20 protein-coding genes are annotated in these 22,642 nt (G+C 64.4%); 17 read left to right on the top strand and 3 right to left on the bottom strand.

From position 1 onward, the window contains the following. Positions 1-12: 12 nt before the first annotated feature. From NO357_RS05975 to ribD, 14 genes are all read left to right on the top strand, one after another. Positions 13-1,341, top strand: a complete 1,329-nt coding sequence (locus tag NO357_RS05975) for a Tad domain-containing protein (protein ID WP_306734694.1) — start codon at positions 13-15, stop codon at positions 1,339-1,341. Between the two features lie 175 nt (positions 1,342-1,516). Then, on the top strand, positions 1,517-2,770 hold the full coding sequence (locus NO357_RS05970) for a sarcosine oxidase subunit beta family protein (protein ID WP_306734693.1): 1,254 nt from the start codon (positions 1,517-1,519) through the stop codon (positions 2,768-2,770). Further along, positions 2,748-3,278: a hypothetical protein gene (locus NO357_RS05965; protein WP_306734692.1), complete on the top strand. Its 531-nt coding sequence runs from the start codon at positions 2,748-2,750 to the stop codon at positions 3,276-3,278. The genes NO357_RS05970 and NO357_RS05965 overlap by 23 nt, the downstream gene beginning before the upstream one ends. Position 3,279: 1 nt before the next feature. Beyond that, on the top strand, positions 3,280-3,552 hold the full coding sequence (locus NO357_RS05960; protein ID WP_306734691.1) for a sarcosine oxidase subunit delta: 273 nt from the start codon (positions 3,280-3,282) through the stop codon (positions 3,550-3,552). Continuing rightward, positions 3,549-6,470, top strand: coding sequence for a sarcosine oxidase subunit alpha family protein (locus NO357_RS05955; RefSeq protein ID WP_306734690.1), 2,922 nt, complete (start codon positions 3,549-3,551; stop codon positions 6,468-6,470). Before NO357_RS05960 ends, NO357_RS05955 begins: the two co-directional genes overlap by 4 nt. Continuing rightward, positions 6,463-7,008 (top strand): sarcosine oxidase subunit gamma, encoded by a 546-nt coding sequence (locus NO357_RS05950; protein ID WP_306734689.1) that lies wholly within the window; start codon positions 6,463-6,465, stop codon positions 7,006-7,008. Before NO357_RS05955 ends, NO357_RS05950 begins: the two co-directional genes overlap by 8 nt. 220 nt (positions 7,009-7,228) lie before the next feature. After that, the gene (locus NO357_RS05945; RefSeq protein ID WP_306734688.1) at positions 7,229-7,531 is read left to right on the top strand and encodes a hypothetical protein; all 303 of its coding nucleotides are present in this window, start codon (positions 7,229-7,231) and stop codon (positions 7,529-7,531) included. Between the two features lie 75 nt (positions 7,532-7,606). Next, positions 7,607-9,544 carry a DNA primase gene (gene dnaG / locus NO357_RS05940; RefSeq protein WP_306734687.1) on the top strand — a complete coding sequence of 646 codons (1,938 nt, stop codon included), beginning with the start codon at positions 7,607-7,609 and terminating at the stop codon, positions 9,542-9,544. Positions 9,545-9,680: 136 nt separating this feature from the next. Next, on the top strand, positions 9,681-11,654 hold the full coding sequence (gene rpoD, locus NO357_RS05935) for an RNA polymerase sigma factor RpoD (protein WP_306734686.1): 1,974 nt from the start codon (positions 9,681-9,683) through the stop codon (positions 11,652-11,654). Between the two features lie 10 nt (positions 11,655-11,664). Beyond that, the gene (locus tag NO357_RS05930; RefSeq protein ID WP_306734685.1) at positions 11,665-12,045 is read left to right on the top strand and encodes a hypothetical protein; all 381 of its coding nucleotides are present in this window, start codon (positions 11,665-11,667) and stop codon (positions 12,043-12,045) included. Between the two features lie 328 nt (positions 12,046-12,373). After that, a complete protein-coding gene (locus NO357_RS05925; protein WP_306734684.1) occupies positions 12,374-12,799 on the top strand; it encodes a hypothetical protein in 426 nt (141 codons plus the stop codon). A gap of 39 nt (positions 12,800-12,838) precedes the next feature. Continuing rightward, a complete protein-coding gene (locus NO357_RS05920) occupies positions 12,839-13,252 on the top strand; it encodes a secondary thiamine-phosphate synthase enzyme YjbQ (RefSeq protein ID WP_306734683.1) in 414 nt (137 codons plus the stop codon). Positions 13,253-13,457: 205 nt separating this feature from the next. Beyond that, positions 13,458-13,925, top strand: coding sequence for a transcriptional regulator NrdR (gene nrdR, locus NO357_RS05915; RefSeq protein ID WP_306734682.1), 468 nt, complete (start codon positions 13,458-13,460; stop codon positions 13,923-13,925). After that, positions 13,922-15,040, top strand: coding sequence for a bifunctional diaminohydroxyphosphoribosylaminopyrimidine deaminase/5-amino-6-(5-phosphoribosylamino)uracil reductase RibD (gene ribD / locus NO357_RS05910; RefSeq protein WP_306734681.1), 1,119 nt, complete (start codon positions 13,922-13,924; stop codon positions 15,038-15,040). The genes nrdR and ribD overlap by 4 nt, the downstream gene beginning before the upstream one ends. 352 nt (positions 15,041-15,392) lie before the next feature. Here ribD and NO357_RS05905 read toward each other — a convergent pair whose 3' ends face one another. The 3 genes from NO357_RS05905 to NO357_RS05895 form a co-directional block, all read right to left on the bottom strand. Further along, on the bottom strand, positions 15,393-17,399 hold the full coding sequence (locus tag NO357_RS05905; RefSeq protein WP_306734774.1) for a capsule polysaccharide biogenesis protein: 2,007 nt from the start codon (positions 17,397-17,399) through the stop codon (positions 15,393-15,395). Between the two features lie 8 nt (positions 17,400-17,407). Then, a complete protein-coding gene (locus NO357_RS05900) occupies positions 17,408-18,562 on the bottom strand; it encodes a polysaccharide biosynthesis/export family protein (protein ID WP_306734680.1) in 1,155 nt (384 codons plus the stop codon). 116 nt (positions 18,563-18,678) lie between these two features. Then, a complete protein-coding gene (locus NO357_RS05895; RefSeq protein WP_306734679.1) occupies positions 18,679-19,971 on the bottom strand; it encodes a capsule polysaccharide biogenesis protein in 1,293 nt (430 codons plus the stop codon). 145 nt (positions 19,972-20,116) lie between these two features. On the opposite strand from NO357_RS05895, the gene NO357_RS05890 reads away from it, so the two are divergent. From NO357_RS05890 to NO357_RS05880, 3 genes are all read left to right on the top strand, one after another. Then, positions 20,117-20,728 carry a riboflavin synthase gene (locus NO357_RS05890; protein WP_306734678.1) on the top strand — a complete coding sequence of 204 codons (612 nt, stop codon included), beginning with the start codon at positions 20,117-20,119 and terminating at the stop codon, positions 20,726-20,728. A gap of 176 nt (positions 20,729-20,904) precedes the next feature. Beyond that, positions 20,905-21,876: an MBL fold metallo-hydrolase gene (locus NO357_RS05885; RefSeq protein WP_306734677.1), complete on the top strand. Its 972-nt coding sequence runs from the start codon at positions 20,905-20,907 to the stop codon at positions 21,874-21,876. A 79-nt stretch (positions 21,877-21,955) separates the two neighbouring features. Then, positions 21,956-22,576 carry an NYN domain-containing protein gene (locus NO357_RS05880; RefSeq protein WP_306734676.1) on the top strand — a complete coding sequence of 207 codons (621 nt, stop codon included), beginning with the start codon at positions 21,956-21,958 and terminating at the stop codon, positions 22,574-22,576. Positions 22,577-22,642: the final 66 nt, after the last annotated feature.

The following is a 22,642-nucleotide window of genomic DNA, read 5'->3' as shown; positions in this document are numbered from 1 at the left end:
GGAGGTCTTGAGATGGACAACAGAAACTCCAAAAACCCCGCGACGATGGTCGGAACATTCCTTGATGACGACGCCGGCAGCACCTCGATCCTGGCCTTCTTCTTCCTGTTGACGACGCTGGTGATGGGGGGGCTCGCCGTCGACTTCAACAAGCTGATGGGGCATCGCACCGAACTTCAGGTCGGCGCCGACGCCGTCGCCCACGCCGCGCTCTACAATCGCGAACTGAACAGCGCCGACGAGGCGGTCACCGCCGCGATGGACATCGCCGACACGATGCTGCCCTATGCGAGCCAGGGCAACGCGATCATGCCCGGCGACATCGTCTTCGGCACCTGGGACCGCGAAAGCCGCACCTTCTCACCCGACCCCAATTCGAAAACTGCCGTGATGGTCAGCACGCAACGCATCATGGAACGCGACAACTCGACCGGTTCGATCCTGCTTGGCCTGATCGGACGCGAAAAATTCGACGTGCGGCGCAACGCCGTGTTCGAGACCTACCAGCCGGCCTGCTTCACCGAAGGCTTCGTCGGCGAGGATGTGGTCGATATCCAGTCGAACAACAGCTATTTCAACGGCTTCTGTCTGCACTCGAACACCTACGTGTCGCTCAACTCGAACAACTTCTTCGAGCCCGGCACCGTGGTGTCGATGCCTGACAAGTCTGAAGTCGACCTGCCGCAGTCCGGCTTCGAGACCAACGAAGGCCTCGACCTGGCGCTGCGCGACGGCGCCTACCGCCTGCGCATCATCAACCGTCTGGAAGACATGGTGTTCAGCCTGAACGCGGGCGAGGCCGACTACGTGCCCGATTTCATCACCGGCGCGGGCTTCATCGCCGTCGATGCGAACAATACTGTCGTGCCGTCCGATTTCACCACCGGTCGCAAGCACAAGATCTGGTGCAATGGCGGCAACGCGCTCAAGTTTGACGGCCAACTGTTCTCGGACATACTGCTCGTCACCAACTGCAAGATCACCTTCGAACAGGGCGCTGTTATCGAAGACTCGGTGATTGTGACCACCAATACGAGCGCCAAGTCGATCACCGCGCCCAGCGGTCTGCAACTCGGCCGCGACGATGCCTGCGCCGAAGGCGGCGGCTCGGTGCTGCTGACTCTGGGCGGGGTCGACGTCGCCGCCAATCTGGCGATGTTCGGCAGCCAGATCCTGGCCAGGGATGATGTTCTTTTCGCGGCCCGGGCCGATGGCATCCAAGGGGCGTCGATCGTCTCGGGCGCCGGGATCTCCGGTACGTCGAACATGTCGATGAGCCACTGCGCCGGCAGCGGCATGGAGAACATCTATACCGCCGACTATTTCCGCATGGTGCAGTGATCCCCGGTCACGCTCCGACGCAACAGAACACCAAAGATTCTGACCGGCCCGGGTCGCTGTCGCGCCCGGGCCGGTTTTTGTCGGCTTCCCGCGATTGCACCCCGGCCGCAGGTTGCTAAGCTGCCAGCAAGTTGGTTCACTTCTGGCCGAGTCCCGGTATGGGGCAGGGGGACACATGCGCTTTTCCGCGCTGAAAATTTTGAAAGAAGGGCTGACCGGCAACCGTGGCTGGGCGCCGCATTGGCGCGACCCGGCGCCGAAACCGGAATACGATGCCGTGATCATCGGCGGCGGTGGCCATGGGCTCTCGACCGCCTATTACCTGGCCAAGAACCACGGTATGACCAACATCGCCGTGCTGGAAAAGGGATATCTCGGCGGCGGCAATGTCGGGCGCAACACCACCATCGTGCGCGCCAACTACGGCCTGCCCGGCAATTCCGAGTTCTATTCGCATTCGCTCGAGCTGTGGGAAGGCCTGGAACAGGACCTGAACTACAACGTGATGCATTCCCAGCGCGGCATCATCAACCTGTTCCACTCCGACGGTTCCCGCGACGCCGCCGCGCGGCGGGCCAACGCCATGGTCAACCAGGGCGACGATGCCATCCTGTTGGACCGCGACGGGGTGCGCAAACTGCTCCCCTATCTCAACTACGACCAGGAACGGTTCCCGATCCGCGGCGGCCTCTACCACCCCCGCGGCGGCACCGCCCGGCATGATGCCGTCGCCTGGGGCTACGCTCGTGGTGCCGACCAGCGCGGTGTCGATCTGATCCAGAATTGCGAGGTCACCGGCATCGACATCGAGGCCGGCAAGGTCGTGGGCGTCCAGACCAGCCGCGGCGTGATCAAGGCCAGGAAGGTCGGCATGGTTGTCGCCGGCCGCTCGGGCCAGGTTGCGGCGATGGCGGGCATGCGTCTGCCGATCGAAAGCCATGTGCTCCAGGCCTTCGTTACCGAGGGGCTGAAGCCCTGCGTCGATCACGTGGTGACCTTCGGCATGGGGCATTTCTATATCTCGCAGTCCGACAAGGGCGGGCTGGTTTTCGGCGGCGACATCGACTTCTATGCCTCCTACGCCCAGCGCGGCAACCTGCCCACCGCCGAGCACGTGATCGAGGCCGGGGTCACCCTTATGCCGATGATCGGCAAGGCCAAGCTGCTCAGATCCTGGGGCGGGATCATGGACATGTCGCCCGACGGTTCGCCGATCATCGACCGCACCGATATCGACGGGCTCTTTGTCAACACTGGCTGGTGTTACGGCGGCTTCAAGGCGGTGCCGGCAAGCGGCTGGTGCATGGCGCATCTGATGGCCACCGGCCAGCCACACGAGGTCGCCACCCGCTACCGCCTCGACCGGTTCGAAACCGGTCGCGGTCTGATGGACGAGGAGGGCACCGGTGCGCAACACAATCTTCACTAGCCTGATCGCGGGACTTGTCTCGGCCCCGGCCATGGCCGAACCGACCCTGGGCTGCTTCATGCGCGACTATTCGGACCCGCATCTCGCCGCCCACCCGGACCAGGTCGTCGACCAGATATGGCTCAGCTTTTACAAGATCCCCTACGAGGTATTCGAAACCGACGACACCTACGCCTCGGTCCGGGTTCTGACTGCGGATCAGGGCCACGTTGCCAGCGACGGCTTCGGCGGACAGGTGTTCGATGGTGGGATGCACTGTTACCAGGACAGAAGCCGGGGCGAGACGGACTGGAGCTGTTCGGTGGAATGCGACGGCGGCTGGTTCGAGATCACCCGCGACGATGGTGACGTTTTGGAGATCCGCACCAGCTACGTGATGGTCGGCGACACCGAAGAGTGCGGCGGCGCCGTCGACCTCGCCGAACACCCGCAGCAACCCGTGACGTACCGGCTCTACCGTGTCGACGGCGCGGTCTGCGACGCCCTCTGGCCCGACGAGGACAGCTGACATGCGCATTGACTGCCCCCTCTGTGGCCCCCGCGACCGTCGCGAATTCACCTATCAGGGCGACGCGCTGGCGCTTGATCGCCCCGACCCCGAGGCGGGCTTCGGGGTCTGGAACGACTATCTGCACAACCGCGACAACCCTGCCGGGCCGACGCGCGAGCTGTGGTATCATGACAGCGGCTGCACCGCCTGGCTCGTGGTCACCCGCGACACCGTCACCCACGAGGTTCACAGGGTCGAGCTGGCCCGCGACGTGAAGGAGGCCGGAAAATGAGGCTTCCCTCCGGCGGGCTGATCGACCGCAGCCACCCCATCCGTTTCAGTTATGACGGCCACAGTTATCAGGGTGTCCAGGGTGATACGCTGGCCTCGGCGCTGATTGCCAACGGGCTGAAAACCGTCGCCCGCAGCTTCAAGTACCACCGCCCGCGCGGCATCATGACCGCTGGCTCGGAAGAACCCAACGCGCTGGTGACGCTCGGCCACGGGGCCGGGCAGGAACCCAACCTCCGCGCCACCACGCTCGAGCTATACGAGGGCCTTGCCGCCCGCAGCCAGAACTGCTGGCCCAGTGTCAATTTCGACCTTCTCGCGCTCAACGATCTGGCCGCCCCGTTTTTCGGCGCGGGATTCTACTACAAAACCTTCATGTGGCCGCGCGCTTTCTGGGAAATGCTCTACGAGCCCGCGATCCGCCGTGCCGCCGGTCTCGGAGCCCTCTCCGGCCTGCCCGACGAGGACCGCTATGAACGCGCCTTCGCCCATTGCGACCTGCTGGTGATCGGTGCGGGTCCTGCAGGATTAATGGCTGCGCTCGAGGCCGCCCGCGCCGGGGCCGACGTGATCCTCGCCGACGAAGACAGCCGCATGGGCGGCCGCCTCAATGCCGACCTGACCGAGGTCGACGGCCGGCCCGGCCCTGACTGGGCGGCCGACGTGGCGGCCGATCTGGCGCAGATGGACAACGTTCGGTGCATGTCCCGCACCACCGTCACCGGAGCCTATGACCACGGCACCTTTTCGGCGGTCGAACGTGTGGCGATGCACCTGCCGCACCCGGGCGACGCCCCGCGTGAGGCCTTCTGGCGCATCGTCGCCAAACGCGCCGTCCTCGCCACCGGCGCCCTCGAACGCCCGGTCGCCTTCCAGAACAACGACCGCCCCGGCATCATGATGGCGGGCGCCGTGCGCAGCTATCTCAACCGCTATGCGGTGGCCCCCGGCCGCTCGGTCGCCGTCTTCGGCAACAACGACAGTGCCCACGCCACCGCCCGCGCGCTCATTGACCACGGTATCCACGTTGCCGCCCTGATCGACAGCCGCCCCGGCGTTCAGACTGATCTCGACGTGCCGCTTTATCATGGTCAGGTCTGTGGCTCCGAAGGCCGCAAGGGGCTCGAGGCGATATCTATCGCCACCGCCTCTGGCATCGAGAAGGTGCAAGCCGACTGTCTCGCCGTCTCTGGGGGCTGGAACCCGTCGCTGCACCTCACCTGTCACATGAACGGCCGCCCGCAATGGGATGAATCCACGGCCGCTTTCCACCCCCGGCCAGGCATGGTCCCGGGGCTCGAGCCGGTGGGCGCCGCCAACGGCGTCTTTACCACCGCCGATGCGCTGGCCCAGGGCCGCAAGGCCGCGCAGGCGGCGCTGACCGATCTCGGCCTCAAGCCCGCGAACATCCCGCTGCCGAAAGCCGAGGATGGCGCCTACGATATCACCCCGCTCTGGTCGGTGCCCGGCCGCGGCCGCGCCTGGCTCGATTTCCAGAACGATGTCACCGTCAAGGACGTCAAGCTCGCGGCGCAGGAATCCTACCGCTCGGTCGAGCACATGAAACGCTACACCACCCAGGGCATGGCCCCGGATCAGGGCAAGAACTCCAACATGGGCGCGCTCGCCGTCCTCGCCGATGCCACCGGCCGCAGCATCCCCGAGACAGGCACCACCACATACCGCGCGCCCTATACGCCGACCACGCTTGGCGCCATTGCCGCCGGCGCCCGGGGCAAAGGCTTTGCTCCGGAACGGTTCACCACCTCGCACGCCGCCTCCGAAGAGGCCCCGATGGTCGAGGCCGGGCTCTGGTACCGCCCGTCCTATTTCCCCAAGCCGGGCGAATCCTACTGGCGGGAATCCTGCGACCGCGAGGTTGGCTATGTTCGCAACGCCGTCGGAATCTGCGATGTCTCAACTCTCGGCAAGATCGACATCCAGGGGCAGGACGCCGGCGAATTCCTCGATTTCGTCTACACCAACATGTTCTCAACACTGAAGGTGGGCCGCACCCGCTACGGGCTGATGCTGCGCGAGGATGGTCACGTGATGGACGATGGCACCACCGCGCGGCTGGGCGAGCACCACTACCTGATGACAACCACCACTGCCGCGGCGGGGCAGGTGATGCGCCACCTTGCCTTCGTCCACCAATGCCTGCGCCCCGCGCTTGACGTCCAGTTCATCTCGGTCACCGAGCAGTGGGCGCAGTTCGCCGTCGCCGGCCCGAAATCGCGCGAGCTGCTCAACAGCCTGCTCGATCACGACATCACCGGTGAGACCTTCTCCTTCATGGGCTGTGGCGATGTCTCGCTTGGCGGCGTCTCGGCGCGGCTCTTCCGCATCTCTTTCTCTGGCGAGCACGCCTATGAAATCGCCGTGCCCGCGCGCTATGGCGAAAGCCTGTTCCGGCTCCTGCGCGCCCGGGCCGAAACACTTGGCGGCGGTGCCTACGGCATGGAGGCGCTCAACGTGCTCAGGATCGAAAAGGGCTTCATCACCCATTCCGAGATCCACGGCCGGGTCACCGCCTTCGATGTCGGGTTGCAGGGCATGATGAGCAAGAAAAAGGATTTCGTCGGAAAGACCGCAAGCGAACGCCCCGGCCTGATGGATCCCGACCGCGAAAGGCTCGTCGGTCTCAAGCCCACCGGCCCGGTGAAACAGCTCACCGCCGGGGCGCATCTCTTCAACCTCGGTGAAGACGCCGTCCGCCAGAACGACCAGGGCTACATCACCTCGGTCGGTTTCTCACCCACGCTCGGGCATTTCCTCGGGCTTGGCTTCCTGCGCAACGGCCCCGACCGGATCGGCGAAGAGATCCGCATGGTCGATCATGTCCGCGGCATCGAAACCACCGCCGAGGTCTGCCACCCGGTATTCTTCGACCCGCAAGGAGGCCGCGCCCGTGATTGAGCTTCTCGCCAAGACTCCCTGCGACGGGCTTTTGCCGCGCACCATCGGCACCGTGACGCTGACCGAGATCAGCTTCGAGGCGATTACCTCTGTGGCGCCGCTTACGGGGCAGGAGGACGCGGTGTCCGGCACGCTCAAGGCACAGATGGGGGCCGCCTTTCCGAAACCGGGCCGCACCACCGGCAAGGCCCATGCCCGCGCCGTCTGGTCCGGGTTGGGCCAGGCGCTGGTACTGGGCCCCGCCCTGCAGCCGATTCCCGGCGCCGCCATGACCGACCAGACCGACGCCTGGGCCTGCGTCGCGCTGGAAGGCGACGGTGCCCGCGACGTGCTCGCCCGCTTGACGCCGCTCGACTTGCGCCCTTCAGTTTTCAGGCAGGGTCATGCCGCCCGCACCGAATTGGCGCATATGAGCGCGGTGCTGATGCGCACCGGCGAGAGCCGCTACGGCATCATGGCCTTCCGGTCGATGGCGAAGACGCTGGTGCATGACGTAACCGAGGCGATGACCTCGGTGGCCGCCCGCACCCGGCTGTAACCGGGCACCGCGCGTTGCATTAGTCAATTTTCCCTTAAGGAATGCCGCGCTGCGGCGCCATACGCATCGCAGCCAGCATGCCAGCCAGGGTGCCATACCACTCCTTTGGCTGCATCGAGGCGCGTTAACCCCACCGTGCGGTGCTCACGAAGTTGCGGGGTGATATGGCCGGCGGAGCAGGGTAAAAGACCCGGAATCCGACCTGTCAGGGAGATGCCCCATGCAACGCTTCGTAATTGCCGCCCTCGTCGCTGCCATTGCCCTGCCGGCGGCGGCCGAAACCCGCAAACAACGCGAGACCCGCTGCGCCGCCCAGGCCGAAATCGTCGGTCAAGCCGTTGAAATGCGGAAGAAAAGAAGCTCCGAGGCCAAGGTGAAAGAGGCCATCCTTGCTGAAACCGATACGGTCTATGCTGCATCCGTGCCGATCCTGGTGGGCTATGTCTACACCCTGCATCGCAACGACCTCAAAGCGGACGTGCGCGGCGCCTTCGAAGAGCAGTGCAACGCGTTCAAGCAATAATGCGGTGATTTGAGGCGCGAAATTCTGGCGCTTCCGACCCTTGCCGCGCCCCCGGTGAAACCCCATACTTGATCCATGTCGCTGCCCCCCGGTTTCCTCGACGAACTCCGCACCCGCACCTCGCTCGCGCAGGTCGTGGGCCGCAAGGTCATGTGGGACATGCGCAAGTCCAACCAGGGCAAGGGCGACATGTGGGCGCCATGCCCCTTCCACCAGGAAAAAACCGCGTCTTTTCATGTCGATGACCGCAAGGGATTCTACTATTGCTTCGGCTGCCACGCCAAGGGCGACGCCATCAGCTTCGTCAAGGAAACCGAGAATGTAAGCTTCATGGAAGCGGTCGAGATCCTCGCCCGCGAGTCCGGCATGCAGATGCCCGCCCGCGACCCGCGCGCGCAGGAAAAGGCCGACCGCCGCACCGAACTGGCGCAGGTGATGGAGCAGGCGGTGCAGTTCTTCCGGTTGCAACTCAAGACCGGGGCGGGAACCGAGGCACGCGACTATCTCGACCGCCGGGGAATGTCCTTGGACACACAAGAGAAATTCGAGATCGGCTTTGCCCCGGACGGCTGGCAGAACCTGTGGGACCACCTGCGCGGCAAGGCCGTGAATCAACAGCTGATCCTGGATTGCGGCTTGGCAAAACCCTCGACCCGCGAGGGCGGTAAACCCTATGACACCTTCCGCCACCGGATCATGTTCCCGATCCGTGACCCGCGCGGCCGCTGTATCGCCTTCGGCGGCCGGGCGATGGACCCGAACGACAACGCCAAGTATCTGAATTCGCCTGAAACTCTGCTGTTCGACAAGTCCCGCACCCTCTACAACCACGGCCCGGCGCGCGAGGCCGCGGGCAAGGGTCAGCCGCTGATCGTGGCCGAAGGCTACATGGACGTGATCGCGCTTTCCGAGGCCGGGTTCGGCGCGTCGGTGGCGCCTTTGGGCACCGCCGTGACCGAGCATCAACTGCAACTGCTCTGGCGCATCGCGGACGAGCCGATCATCGCTCTTGATGGCGACACCGCCGGCCTGCGCGCGGCGATGCGGGTGATCGACATTGCCCTGCCGCTCTTGGAGGCCGGGCGCTCCCTGCGCTTTGCCCTCATGCCCGAAGGTCAGGACCCCGACGACGTGATCCGCAGCCAGGGCCGAGGCGCTCTTCAGGCGTTGCTCGAAAAGGCGATCCCGATGGTCGACCTGCTGTGGCGGCGCGAAACCGAAGCCCGGGTCTTCGACAGCCCCGAGCGCAAGGCCGCGTTGGACAAGGCCTTGAGAGAAAATCTGAAACTGATCCGCGACCCCTCGGTCAGACAGCATTACGGACAGGCGATCAAGGACTTGCGCTGGCAACTCTTCAACCCGCGCCGCGAGTGGCAGCCGAAGGGTAAATGGCGCCCGGAGCCGCAGGTGCAGACTGCCACAAAGTCCTCGCTGCTGGTCGCCGCCGGCGATGCCGCCCAGGACCACCTGCGCGAGGCGGTGATCCTCGCCGTGCTGATCTCGCAGCCCGAGCTGGCTGCCGAATTCGAAGGCGCGCTCGAGCGGATGCACTGTCTCGATCCCGACCACGACGCGCTGCGCAACATGATGCTTCGGCATCTGTCCGAGGGCGCCGCGCCGTCATTGTCGAACCTGTCGGCCCGGATGGGCGAGGCGGTGCTTGAAAAGCTCTTCGCCCAGCCCCACCTGCGCGTTGTGCCCGCCCTGCGCCATCCCGAGGACGCCGAGATGGCCCGCATGACCGTGGGCGAAGAACTTGCCAAGCTCGATGCCAAGCGCGGACTGCAGGCCGAGATCGCCGAGGCTGAGCAGGATCTCTCTGGCCCCGCGGACGAGGCCGTCACCTGGCGGCTGAGCCAGGCCGCTGAGGCCGCGGGGCGCGCCGTCCATGGCAGCCAGGAAGACAAGACCGAATACGATGTTGGCGAAAACGGTGCCCGAATCAACCGTCACGAACGCGATGCTTTCGAGGCGCTTCTGAACCAGATCAAGCATGCCAAACCGCAACGATAACCCGTTTTGGTGAGGAAACGGTAAAGAAAACAGGGTAAACGGGTGGCCGAATCACTTCGCCTCGCCCATGATTCGGCGAAACGCGAATCACCCGCGAATCATTCGAGCCCAGAACGCGACGCAGCAGGAGCATTTCATGGCCGCCAAGGATACCGAAGACCGCAAGCCCGACGATCAGGAACCCGAAACCTCGCTCGACATGAGCCAGACCGCGGTCAAGAAGATGATCGCCGAGGCCCGCGAGAAGGGGTACATCACCTACGACCAGCTCAACCAGGTGCTGCCGCCCGACCAGGTCTCCTCGGAACAGATCGAAGACGTGATGTCGATGCTCTCGGAAATGGGCATCAACATCATCGAGGACGAAGAGGCCGAGGAGGAGGAGCAGAAAACCACCGCCGTGGTCGAAGCCGGCCAGAAAGGTGAGCTGACGCTCGGCTCGGGGACTCAGGAAAAGCTCGACCGCACCGACGATCCGGTGCGCATGTATCTGCGCGAGATGGGCTCGGTCGAACTGCTGAGCCGCGAAGGCGAGATCGCCATCGCCAAGCGGATCGAGGCCGGGCGCAACACCATGATCGCCGGGCTTTGCGAAAGCCCGCTGACCTTTCAGGCCATCACCATCTGGCGCGACGAACTTCTGTCGGAAGAAATCCTGCTGCGCGACGTGATCGACCTCGAAACCACGTTTTCGGGCCAGCTTGAAGAGGACGAAGAGCCGGTGGTCGAGGCCGCCAACGTAACCTCGGCGCCCAACAAGAAGGAAGCCGAGCCCGAGCTCGACGCCGACGGCAACCCGATCGCCAAAGACGACGACGATGACGAAGACGAACAGGCGAACATGTCGCTTGCCGCGATGGAAACCGCGCTGAAGCCGCGGGTTCTCGAAACGCTTGACCGCATCGCCGACGACTATGCGATGCTGTCCGAAATGCAGGACAGCCGGATTTCGGCAACGCTGAACGAAGATGGCTCGTTTTCCGACAAGGACGAGAAAACCTATCAGAAGCTGCGTGCCGAGATCGTTGAACTGGTCAACGAACTGCACCTGCACAACAACCGTATCGAGGCCCTGATCGACCAGCTTTACGGCATCAACCGCCGCATCATGCAGATCGACAGCGCGATGGTGAAGCTTGCCGACCAGGCCCGCATCAACCGCCGCGAATTCATCGACGAATACCGCGGGCGCGAGCTGGATCCGGCGTGGCTCGAGGACATGGGCGCCAAATCGGGCCGCGGCTGGCAGATGTTCATCGAACGCTCGACCGACAAGGTTGAAGAACTGCGCGCCGACATGGCCCAGGTGGGGCAATATGTCGGTCTCGACATCCCCGAGTTCCGCCGCATCGTCAACCAGGTCCAGAAGGGTGAGAAAGAGGCCCGTCAGGCCAAGAAGGAAATGGTCGAGGCCAACCTGCGGCTGGTGATCTCGATCGCTAAGAAATACACCAACCGTGGCCTGCAATTCCTTGATCTGATTCAGGAAGGCAATATCGGCCTGATGAAGGCGGTGGACAAGTTCGAATACCGCCGCGGCTACAAGTTCTCGACCTACGCGACCTGGTGGATCCGCCAGGCGATCACCCGCTCGATCGCCGACCAGGCCCGCACCATCCGCATCCCGGTGCACATGATCGAGACGATCAACAAGCTGGTGCGCACCGGCCGCCAGATGCTGCACGAGATCGGCCGCGAACCGACACCCGAGGAACTCGCCGAAAAGCTGCAGATGCCGCTCGAAAAGGTCCGCAAGGTGATGAAGATCGCCAAGGAGCCGATCTCGCTCGAAACCCCCATCGGCGACGAGGAGGATTCGCAGCTCGGCGATTTCATCGAGGACAAGAACGCGGTGCTGCCGCTCGACTCGGCGATCCAGGAGAACCTGAAAGAGACAACGACCCGGGTGCTCGCATCGTTAACCCCGCGTGAGGAAAGGGTGCTCAGAATGCGCTTCGGCATCGGCATGAACACCGACCACACGCTGGAAGAGGTCGGCCAGCAGTTCAGCGTCACCCGCGAACGCATCCGCCAGATCGAGGCCAAGGCTTTGCGGAAGTTGAAGCACCCGAGCCGAAGCCGGAAGCTGCGGAGTTTCCTGGATCAGTAGGGGGCAGATCTTGCCGCCGACGGAAGTAACCAAACTTGGCGCAGTCGAAAGCCAGCTGGAGGCGGCCGCGTATTTGTTGTTGCGCGCATTTCGCCCTGAGCCAGTTCATACGCTCATTGGCGCGGCGCGAGGAGTGCTTTATGGGTTGTCGAAGCACGAGTCGAACAGAGTTCTCAAGAAATGGGACTCAAGTATTCTGACGAGAGTAGTAGGTGACGAAAAGAAAATACGGTCCTTTCAGAACCGAGTGGCAAACTTTCTGAAACATGCCGACCAAGACCCGAACAACACGCTCGCAAACGTTGACCTGAACGATTTGAACGAGTTGGAATTGCAGCTTTGCATCTATGCGTTGATGGCCGCCAAGCCTGAGATAACGCCACGGTTGTGAGTATGTCTACTCTACCTCAGCCTGCAACAAGGAGCACTCGTTTCCTTCGATCAGCTTCTGACTGCAGTTGAGACCTCATTAGCTCCCCGCGAGTTTGACAAAAAGTGGGCGTCCCTGAAAAACCTTGAGGGCCATGAGGTTCGATCAATCTGTTTGGAGATGTTCGAGAAGCTGTAGCAATCGTAGGGTGGGTGCTAACCCACCACCCATTAACCACGCGCCATGGTGCGTTTCACCCACCCTTCATGCTCCTTCATCCCCCAATCGTGATTTGCCCCAATCCTCCAAAATGCGGGATACTTCACCCGCAATAAGTACGGAGGGGGCCATGCGCCTGATCCTCGCCATTACCACTGCCGTGGCTCTTTCCACCACCGCCCATGCCTTCACCGCCATCAACGGTCTCACCGTCAATCCCGTCCCCGGCGGGTTCGAGGTGGTGGCGAGCGGTGGCGACGGGCCGCGGCAGATCTGGTGCGCGGCGGGGCAGTATGCCCGGGCGCAGGGGCCGGGGGCCAGACCGCGCATCTACATCCTCGAACCCTACGGCCCCAGCCGGACCCGCCCGGGCTGGAAAGGGGTCAGCTTCACCACCACCCCCGCGCCGGACCTCGTCAACGGGCCGCGGCTGGGGGACGACGGCAACTATTCGGTGCGCCTCAGGACCCGCGGATTCAACCTGACCACCGGTCACGCCGAAAGTTTCTGCGCCGATGTCTGGGACCTGATCACCGAACACCGTCTCCTGCGCTGAGCCTTGCCGCCGGGCGTTCCCTGGCGCATCCTGCGTCCCATGCAGACCACGTTCGAGATCCCGACGCACGGCCAGGGCCTTTACGAGTTTACCCGGCAGGTGACCCGCTGGACCTCGGGGCAGGGCGACGGCGTGCTCACGCTGTTCGTGCGCCACACCTCGTGCAGCCTGCTGATCCAGGAGAATGCCGACCCCGAGGTGCAGACCGACCTGCACAACTTTTTCGCCCGGCTGGTGCCGCCGACCACCGACCCGTCGATGGCCTACTTGACCCACACCTACGAGGGCCCCGACGACATGCCCGCCCATATCAAGGCGGCGATGATGCCGGTGTCGCTGTCGATCCCGGTGGCGCAGGGCCGCCCGGTCCTGGGGACATGGCAGGGGATTTATCTGTTTGAACATAGAAATGCGCCACATCGCCGAAGCGTTGCCGCGCATTTCCTCGCATGACCCGTTTCATGAAAACCGGTTGTCTCGATCCTGTCGCAAGGCGCCGCGCGGCAACAGGGGGAACATGTCTGCAACATTCCCGCTGGCCTTCATTTTGGGGGTCCATTTGCCCTCTACCCAAACCCTAGAGGCTCCCCTATAGTGCCTGTGGATAACTGGGGCGAAGACCCCAAACCGAGGCAGAAAAAGAACGAGGGGAACGGCAATGCGCTGCCCGTTTTGCGGAAATATCGACACTCAAGTGAAGGACTCGCGGCCGGCCGAGGATCATGTTTCGATCCGGCGGCGGCGGTTCTGCCCGGCCTGCGGCGGGCGCTTTACCACCTACGAACGGGTACAACTGCGTGATCTGGTCGTGATCAAATCGAACGGCCGGCGCGAGGACTTCGACCGCGACAAGCTGGAGCGCTCGATCCGCATTGCCCTGCAGAAACGCCCGGTTGAACCCGAGCGCATGGACCAGATGATTTCCGGCATCGTGCGGCGGCTTGAATCGATGGGCGAAACCGACATCCCCTCGAAGGTCATCGGTGAGATCGTAATGGAAACCCTGGCCCGGATCGACACCGTCGCCTATGTGCGTTTCGCCAGCGTTTACAAGAACTTCCAGGCGGCAGATGATTTCGATAAATTCGTGTCCGAACTGCGGCCCGACGTCAAAGCCGAAGAGTGAGCACGTCTGACACACGCTTCATGGCCCTGGCGCTGTCGCTGGGGCGGCGCGGGCTTGGGCAGACCTGGCCCAACCCCTCGGTGGGCTGCGTGATCGTCAAGAATGGCCGCATCGTCGGCCGCGCCACGACCGCGCCCGGTGGCCGGCCGCATGCCGAACCGCAGGCGCTGGCCCAGGCCGGTGCGGCGGCGAAGGGCGCCACAGCCTATGTCTCGCTCGAACCCTGCGCCCATCACGGCGCGACGCCGCCCTGCGCCGAGGCGCTGATCGCGGCCGGCGTGGCGCGCGTTGTCGCGCCACTTGCCGACAGTGACCCGCGGGTGGCCGGACAGGGGTTCGACAGGCTGCGCGCCGCTGGCGTCGCGGTGATCACCGGCGTGCTGGCCGAGGCGGCCGCCGCGGATCATGCCGGCTTCTTCCTGCGCACCGAACAGGGCCGCCCGAAGGTGACCCTGAAACTGGCGGCAAGCTTCGACGGCCGCATCGCCACCGCGACCGGCGAAAGCCAGTGGATCACTGGCCCCGTCGCCCGCCGTGCGGTTCATGCGATGCGCGCCAGCCACGACGCGGTGATGATAGGCGGCGGCACCGCTCGCGCCGACGATCCCTCTCTCACCGTGCGCGAGATGGGTATGGAGCGCCAACCGGTGCGCATCGTCGTCTCGCGCCGGCTCGACCTGCCGATGATGAGCCGCCTGGCGCGCTCGGCCCGCGACATTCCGCTTTGGGTGATCCATGGCCCGGACGTTGACCCGGCCCTGCACGAAGCCTGGCAGGGGATCGGCGCACAGCTGGTTGCCTGCGAGCTCCGCGGCGGTCAACTCGATCTCCGTTCGGTGCTGCAGGCCCTGGGTGACGCCGGGCTGACGCGGGTCTTCTGCGAAGGTGGCGGCGGGCTGGCGGCGTCGCTGCTCGCAGCGGACTTGGTCGATGAACTGGTGGGCTTCACCGCCGGCATGGTCATCGGCGCCGAAGGACTGCCGGCGATCGGGGCGCTGGGGCTGGCGCGGCTGATCGAAGCGCCGCGGTTCGAACTGGTGGAAAGCCGACCCTTCGGCCCGGACATCCTGCACCGCTGGCGACGGGTCTCAACCGGGTCGCATTCAAATGCGTGAGCAGCGGGCAAGCGTCCGATCACATCTGGCGGATACAAGGACATATCCGGACCGTCGCCTTAGCCTGACGCGGGCCTTGAGCCCGGTGCGCGTCGGGCCGGGAACCAGATCGCCGGGCACCGGGCCGAAGATGCGCCGTCCTGCCGGTCTGCCGCCTTTGTGACGCCGCAGCGGACCTTTGCGGTCATTCGGGAATGGAAGAAAACCGCCCGATGCAGACGACGAAGCGGCGCTCCGCCGGCCGCTGCTGGCCCGGCGGGTCTGCCAGTGCGACCGAAGGTCGGTTTCGGACCATACCCCTTTCGGCATGTCAGAAACTACGCCAACTCGTCGGTTCGTCAGCGTCAACGCCTTAACGCCGCAGCGGCGTAAACCCGGCGAGCAGCCCCTGCAATTTCGACAGCGTCCGGTTGACCGGCCCGGGATGCGGAATCTCACCCGTCGCCAGCCTCTCCACCGCCACCTCCACCGGACAGGGCAGCCCGGTTTTGGGATCGAGATAACGTGGGTAGTCGATCAGCGTCGCATGCACCAACCCATCGAGTCCCACGCGTGCCTGCCGCCGCTCGGGTATTGGGCCCAGATCCTTGGTCAGGCCCCAGCCGGCGTAGAACGGCGCGCCAAGGCAAGTCACCTGCACCCCGCGCAACAGCGCCTCGAAACCCAGTCCCGAGGTCATGGTCCAGACCGCGTCGACCTGCGCCAGTAGAGCTACCGGATCGGTCCGCTCCAGCACCAGATCCGCTAAATCACCCGCTTCGACAGCACCGGCACGCAGCCCGGCCTCCACGTCCGGGTGCGGCTTGTACAGGATCACCGCGCCGGGGTTCGCCTCGCGTGCCGCCTGCAGCAGCGCAAGATTGCTCCGTACTTCGCCAGCGCCGCGTAGGATCGAGGCATCGTCTTCAACCTGTCCCGGCACCAGGATACGGAGGCCCTGCGGCAGCGTGGGCCTGGCACCTCCGAGATTGTACTTGCTTACTCCCAGCTCTCGGATCTGCCGGATCAGCCGCTCGGCGCGGAGCTCCTGGTCCGGACGTAGGGTCGCCCGATCGGCAATCCACCGTTCCAGTCGGCTCTCGCGGGCGGGATCGTAGTAGATACCGAGATCATCGAGCACCAGCGATAGCGGCGGCACCAGTTCGGCGCCGAGACCGCGCGAGCGCAGGAACCCGTCCTCGACCCGAACCGCGTCGCGGCCGGGATCAGCCTTAGCGGCCCAGACCATGCGCCGCCGGTCCTCACTCCCGTTTTTGAATACCATCCGCTTGTGGCCGCCAAAAAACAGCTGGAAGGACCGGCGTTTCCATAGCCGGATCTCTTCACCGACCCAGCCGAAATGGTCCTCGCGCCACGCCCGCGCCTGCGCCTGCGCCGTGTCGATCGCCTGTTCCAGCGTGCAAAGCTGATCGCGATAAGGGTCATACCAGTCCGGCGCCAGGATCATTGTTGCCGCGAACAGCTGCGCCCGGGTCAGGTTGCGGCCGCGCCGCGGCAGGGGATGCGGATTGCGGTCGTCGGTCAACCCCCAGCCAGCATAGAAGGGCTGGCCGAAAACCACCGGCCGGTGCCCCGCCAGGATCGCCTCGAATCCCATCTGCGAGCTGACGGTATAGACCCCGACGGCGCCCTCCAGCAGCGCCCAGGGCGACACCGACCGATCAAAAAGCTCGATCCGCCCCTGTGCGTCGCCGGCGCCGAAATATCCTTGCCGAAACCCCTGGGCCGTCTCGGGGTGGCTCTTGATCAGGATACGCGCGCCGGGATTGTCCTCCTGCGCCCAATACAACGCTTCCTTGAAGGAATTCGCGTCCGCCCGGCCGTGTTTCACGCTGGCATCGCCGCGGGTCTGGTCGATCACCAGTACATAGCCGGGATCGGGCACAGGTTCTTCCGGATCGACCGCGAAGTACTTGGTCAGATGGGCTTCTTTCAACCGCGCGATAGCGCCGCGGGCGCGGTTCAGCAGCGCGGTGTCATCAAGCGGGTGGGTGGCCAGCAAATGCTCCAGATCGGACGGCTCGGTGGCATCGAAATGCACGCCGCCGCGGTGGTCGATCATCAACCCCAGCGGAGGGTCGCCGGCTCGCCCCGGAAAGAGCGAGCGCAGGAATGCGTCCTCGATCCGGACCAGCCCGGCCCCGGTGGCCTCGGCCACGGCCTCGCCGCGCGCGGCATAGGGCGAATGCCCCCACACGGCGACCAGGTCGTCGGCCGCGGGTTTGCCGATCCGCAGATCGAAACCGGCCTGCGCCAGGATGCGGCGCACCCGGCGCTGCTTCAGGAACCCGGCGTTGAAATAGCAGAGCCGCCGGCGTTCGGACGGTCCGGCGGCCCTGTCTTGGTGATGCGCGTGCAAGGCCCCGCTCAGCCGCCCGAAATCGTGTCGAGCCCCGAACTGACCGTGCCGACCGAGCCCAGCGTGCCGGTGATGGCCGAAATCGTCTTGTTCCACTGGGTGAATGGCGCCTCGGTGACATAGATAGTGTCGCCGTCGCGGATCGAAAAATCGCGGGCCAGGAACATGCCGTTGGGCTTGGTGAGATCGAGCACATAGACCAGCCGTTGCGCGCCGATCAGGTCGTCGCGGCCGAGCACGATGTTGGCGATTTCCGCCGGCTCGTTGCGGAATACGAACACGCCGGTGGGATCGGCCCGCGACGGTGCCAGTCCGCCAACCTGCGCCAGGGCCTCGACCGCGCTCAATGTCTGGCGGTCGAACTGGATCTGGGTCTGGCCGCCGGTGGCGCCCAGCGCGGTGAAGCGGCGGGTGTCTTCTTCGACCAGGATCCTGTCACCGCCGCGCAGCGCGATGTCGAGCTGGGGATTCTGGTAGAGGTCCTGCAACCAGACCTTCGAGCGCTTGTCGCCGCGGATCACCGTGATCTGGGCGATCTCGGGTTCGATCGAAATACCGCCGGCCCGCGCCAGCATCGTCGTCAGCGTGCGGGTCGGTCGTTCGATCGGATAAACGCCCTGTGCGCCGATTGCGCCGACCAGGCTCACCGTCGAGCCATCGCCAGCAATGCGGCGCACCTCGACCTGCGGGTCGGGGGTCTGCTCTTCGAGTTTCCGGGTGATGATCCGCCGGATCGCCTCCGGGGTGTTGCCCGCGGCGCGGAGGCGACCGGCATAGGGAATGAAGATGAAGCCGGCGCCGTCAACCTGGATTTCCTCGAGCACGGCCGCGCCGGCTCCGGTCGGCCCCGACGAGCCCAGCAGCGGATCGTCGACGTTTTCCCAGACCGTGATGCCCAGCGTGTCGCCGGGCCGTATGGTGTCCGACCCGAGCGTGCTGGCGCGCTTGAACTCTTCGGAGAAGCCCAGCGCGGGCACCACCGCGGTGGCGCGGGTCACCCGGTCATTGACCGCGACGATGAAGGCATCGCCTTGACGCTGGACCGAGCCCTCGAAGATCTCTTTCTTTGTGGGTCCCGCCCGAGGCAGGCCACATGACGAAACGACCGCCAAAGCGGCTACGAGCGCGGCAATCCGCGCCCAACGGGTGTTTTGGGGTTCCACTGCTCGGTCTCCTCGACCTGTTCTTATTCTGCCTCGGTCTCAACGCTTTGCGCGCTTTAGTTGAGGTGACGCTAACCGATTTTGCTCGCAAAATAAAGCGCCAGGTCTTGTGGGTGTCAGTTCACCAGACGCAACTGTTGCCGCGGCGCCGCGGTGCCGAGAGCCAGCGCGTCATACGGATCCTCGGCGCTGAGCATCATGTCGACCACCAGGCGCAGGAGCTGTCGCCGGCCCCACGCCGAGTAAAACCCGCCCGCCACCTGGCTGGTTTCCAACAGGTAACGGCGGTAATCCTGATAGGCGCGGCGGTCCGGCCGCACCGGCTGTGCGAAGAACTCGGGCAGCGACTGGGTCGACACGAATTCCGGCTTGTCGAACACGGCCCGGCCGAACACCTTGATCGGAATGCCCCGCCACAGGACCTGCTGGGCGGCGGTGGAATTGACCGTGACGGCGCTGCGCGCGTCGTCCAGCAACTGCGCCAGCTTGCCGCCGCGCACGTAGTGGACCCGTTTCTCGACCCCGTGCGCCCGGGCCAGTCGCCGGATCACCCGGCGCTGCGGCACCCGACCGTCTTCCAGCGGGTGGGCCTTGAACACCAGATGGTGATGCCCCGGCGCACCTTCGGCAAAGCCGCGGATCACCAGCTCGAGGAATTCCGTGACGGTTGAAAACGGCGAATGCATCTGAAAGCTCGAGTCATGTTCGAGTTGCAGCAGCGCCAGGTGGTAGGGAAACCCATCCCAGCGGATGCGCAGTGTTGCCAGCCGGCGTTCGGTGGCTTGCGCCGGCATCAGTAGCAACCGCTTGAGATAAAGCCGGAATTCCTTGCCCACCGGCAGGTCGCGATGCGGGCGGAACTGGCTATAGCTGCCGTTCCGGAACATCACGAAGAAATGGTAGAGCGCGCCATAGAACACATGCTGTCGCATGTCGCCCCAGCGCGCCGGCGGCAGTGGTGCATCCCAGGCGGACTGCGCCAGTACAGCGCGCATGTCCTCGACGCGCATTTGCATCAGTCGGGAATGACCGTTCGAGCCGTCGCGCTCGTAGGTCACCCAGTAGGGGCGGATATAGCCCTCCTCGAAGACATGCACCTGCACGCCCATCTCGCGCGCCCGCTCCACCGCGACGGCATGGATGCGGCGGGTGTCGCCATAAAGCACGATGTCGGTGATGCACTTGTCCCGGACCAGTTCGCCGAAGGTGTCGGCCCAGTCGTCTTGTGGGCCGCGATAAGGGATATAGCTTGCCCGGTCGAACCAGAAGGCGCGGTCGCCGGCGTTGAACCCCACGCGCCAGACATCCGCTCCCGCCAGTCGCAGCATCTTGCCCAAGCGATGGAAAAACGGCCCGTGCGGTCCCTGCAGGAACAGGAAGGCACGGTTCTTGCCCGTGATCGCTGTCATAGGTCTGACATGTGCTGGAATGGCGTCGGATCCCACTGTCATTGCTGTCCGGCGAAAATATGAGCCCTTTCGGCGGGCAGGCCAACCGATTTCTTGCGCGCCCGCCCGCGCCGCGCTAGGGGAGAGCGCGAAAGGGAGAGCGGCCATGTTCACAGGCATCGTCACCGATATCGGCACCGTGCAGGCTCTGGACAAACGCGGCGACCTGCGCGCGCGGATCAACACGGGCTATGACACCGCCACGATCGACATCGGCGCTTCGATCGCTTGTGATGGAGTCTGCCTGACGGTGATCGCGCTGGGCGAGGACTGGTTCGAGGTGGAAATCTCGGCCGAGACGGTGTCGAAAACCAATATCGCGGGCGGTGAGGACGACCCTTCCGGCGGCTGGCAGACCGGCAAGCGGGTCAATCTTGAGCGGGCGCTCAAGGTTGGCGACGAACTGGGCGGACATATCGTGTCGGGTCACGTCGATGGCGTGGCCGAAATCGTGGAGATGCAGGACGAGGGCGACAGCACGCGCTTCACCTTCCGTGCGCCCGAAGCGCTGGCCTGCTACATCGCGCCCAAGGGTTCGGTTGCCCTGAACGGCACCTCGCTTACCGTGAACGAGGTTGCCGGCAACAGCTTCGGCGTCAACATCATTCCGCATACGAAGGCCGCGACTACCTGGGGACTGGCCAGGGTCGGCGACCGCGTCAATCTCGAGATCGACACGCTGGCACGGTACGTGGCGCGGCTGCGCCAGTTCGACTGATCCGGTCTGATCCGGTTGTGCCCCAGCGGCGCGCAGAGTTCGTGTGATTGGGGGGAGGTCACCCCGCCAAGAGTATTTCCGGAAAGAGAAAAGGGCGCGCGGGACATATTCGCGAAACGTGTTGCGTCCGCTCGGCGCAGCTTCATAATGGCGCCAGACGCAAGGGAGGACGCGCCATGACACTTATTCGCCCAACCCGCCGGGAAATTCTTAAACTCGCCGCCATCGCGCCGGGTTTTGCCCTGCCGGCCATGGCACGGGCCAATCTTGGAGTACCTGCGGCGGCCAACCCCGGCCACTTCCGCTTCACTCTGGGCGAGGCGCGGTTGACGGTGATCTCGGACGGGTTCTTCACCCAGCCGATCGAAACCGTCGGGGTCAATGCCGACCGCGATGCGGTCGCGAATCTGCTGGAGCGGCACTTCCTGGCGCCGGAGGCGAACTACGCCCATACCAATCATCTCCTGATCGAGTTGGGCGACGCGACCGTGCTGGTCGATGTCGGCTCGGGCTCTCGGTTCTTCCCGACGACCGGACGGCTGATGGCCAACATGGAGGCGGCCGGCATCGATCCCGGTGCGATTACCCATGTCTTCATCACCCATGCCCATCCCGATCACATCTGGGGCATCCGCGACGATTTTGACGAGCCGATCTTCCCTGATGCGGAATACATCATCGGCGAGGTCGAGCATGGCTACTGGATGCAGGATGGGCTGGCCAATGCCGTCGCGCCCGAGGATCAGCAATTCGTGGTCGGCGCCGTCAACTCGATTAACGCCGAGGGCGTGGAATGGACGCTCGTGCAGGACGGCGCCGAGATCGCGCCGGGCATCAGCGTGATGGATAGCTTCGGCCACACCGCCGGTCACATGTGCCTGCGGGTCGAATCGGGCGGCAAGCAGTTGATCGCGCTGGGCGACAGCTTTGCACAGACCTGGATGAACTTCGCCCATCCCGGCTGGTACAACGACATCGACGCCGACCCAGGCCAGACCGTGTCCAGCCGCGAGGCGATCCTCGACATGGCCGCGGCCGACGAGATTGCGCTGATCGGCTATCACTTCCCCTTCCCGGGCGTCGGCCACGTGGCGCGCGACGGCGCGGGCTATCGTTTCGTCCCGGCGCTGTGGCAATTCACCGAGTGACCTTCATCAAGACTTCTTGCCCCGCTCGGCCAAAGTGATACTCTCGCCACGATTGAGTTTGTCTTGAGAGTGATCGCTTTTGTCCAGCGCTGACATTTCGCGGCCCCGCGTCGCGCTACTGATCGACGGTGAGAACATTTCTTCCGCTTTGGCGGGAAAGCTGATTGTGGCAGCCGGAAAACATGGCGAGCTGATCGTGAAGCGGGTCTACGGAGGCGCGCAGCGGATCCCCGGATGGGATGCCGCGCCGGGAATAAAGCTGGTGCATTCTGGAAGCGGAAAAAACTCAGCGGACCTGCTTTTGACGGTCGATGCGATAAAGCTTGCCGAACGTCGTGGCTTTGATGTCTTTGCGCTTGCAAGTTCGGACGGAGATCATACCCACCTTGCGACCCATTTGCGCGAAAACGGGTTCCGGGTGATTGGCCTGGGCGAAGACAAGGCGCCTCTGGGGTTCAGGAAATCCTGCTCTGTCTGGGTAAACGTTGAAAACAAGGACGTTGAAGCGCGTATCTATGATTTCTTTCAAAAGAAACGCGGTGGCGTTTTGATCGGCAAGGTCAGCCACGAACTGAGAGACGCGCTTGGGGTAACGCTGTCGGATCTCAAGGAAAAGTCGTGGCGAAAATATTTCGAAGCGCGCCCCGATCACTTCGCCATTTCGGGTGAAGGTCAGCATACCTCCGTTACCTCGCGCTGAGTGCACCTAAGTCGCCTCTGGCCTTCGCCGGCACCCTGCGCTAACAGGCAGGCCGGAAGGATACGC

Origin of the sequence: Marimonas arenosa (assembly GCF_030848945.1) — a bacterium.
Lineage (GTDB): Bacteria > Pseudomonadota > Alphaproteobacteria > Rhodobacterales > Rhodobacteraceae > Marimonas > Marimonas arenosa.
Note: the sequence above shows the minus strand (reverse complement) of the source record. Positions and strands in the feature narration are given on the sequence as shown.

What these genes read in the sequence shown, in the direction of transcription:
- NO357_RS05885 (WP_306734677.1), top strand. Translation starts at nt 20,905, where the DNA reads ATGACACTTATTCGCCCAACCCGCCGGGAAATTCTTAAACTCGCCGCC.
- NO357_RS05960 (WP_306734691.1), top strand. Translation starts at nt 3,280, where the DNA reads ATGCGCATTGACTGCCCCCTCTGTGGCCCCCGCGACCGTCGCGAATTC.
- NO357_RS05945 (WP_306734688.1), top strand. Translation starts at nt 7,229, where the DNA reads ATGCAACGCTTCGTAATTGCCGCCCTCGTCGCTGCCATTGCCCTGCCG.
- nrdR (WP_306734682.1), top strand. Translation starts at nt 13,458, where the DNA reads ATGCGCTGCCCGTTTTGCGGAAATATCGACACTCAAGTGAAGGACTCG.
- NO357_RS05890 (WP_306734678.1), top strand. Translation starts at nt 20,117, where the DNA reads ATGTTCACAGGCATCGTCACCGATATCGGCACCGTGCAGGCTCTGGAC.
- NO357_RS05925 (WP_306734684.1), top strand. Translation starts at nt 12,374, where the DNA reads ATGCGCCTGATCCTCGCCATTACCACTGCCGTGGCTCTTTCCACCACC.
- dnaG (WP_306734687.1), top strand. Translation starts at nt 7,607, where the DNA reads ATGTCGCTGCCCCCCGGTTTCCTCGACGAACTCCGCACCCGCACCTCG.
- NO357_RS05895 (WP_306734679.1), bottom strand. Translation starts at nt 19,971, where the DNA reads ATGACAGCGATCACGGGCAAGAACCGTGCCTTCCTGTTCCTGCAGGGA.
- NO357_RS05975 (WP_306734694.1), top strand. Translation starts at nt 13, where the DNA reads ATGGACAACAGAAACTCCAAAAACCCCGCGACGATGGTCGGAACATTC.
- rpoD (WP_306734686.1), top strand. Translation starts at nt 9,681, where the DNA reads ATGGCCGCCAAGGATACCGAAGACCGCAAGCCCGACGATCAGGAACCC.
- NO357_RS05970 (WP_306734693.1), top strand. Translation starts at nt 1,517, where the DNA reads ATGCGCTTTTCCGCGCTGAAAATTTTGAAAGAAGGGCTGACCGGCAAC.
- NO357_RS05920 (WP_306734683.1), top strand. Translation starts at nt 12,839, where the DNA reads ATGCAGACCACGTTCGAGATCCCGACGCACGGCCAGGGCCTTTACGAG.
- NO357_RS05955 (WP_306734690.1), top strand. Translation starts at nt 3,549, where the DNA reads ATGAGGCTTCCCTCCGGCGGGCTGATCGACCGCAGCCACCCCATCCGT.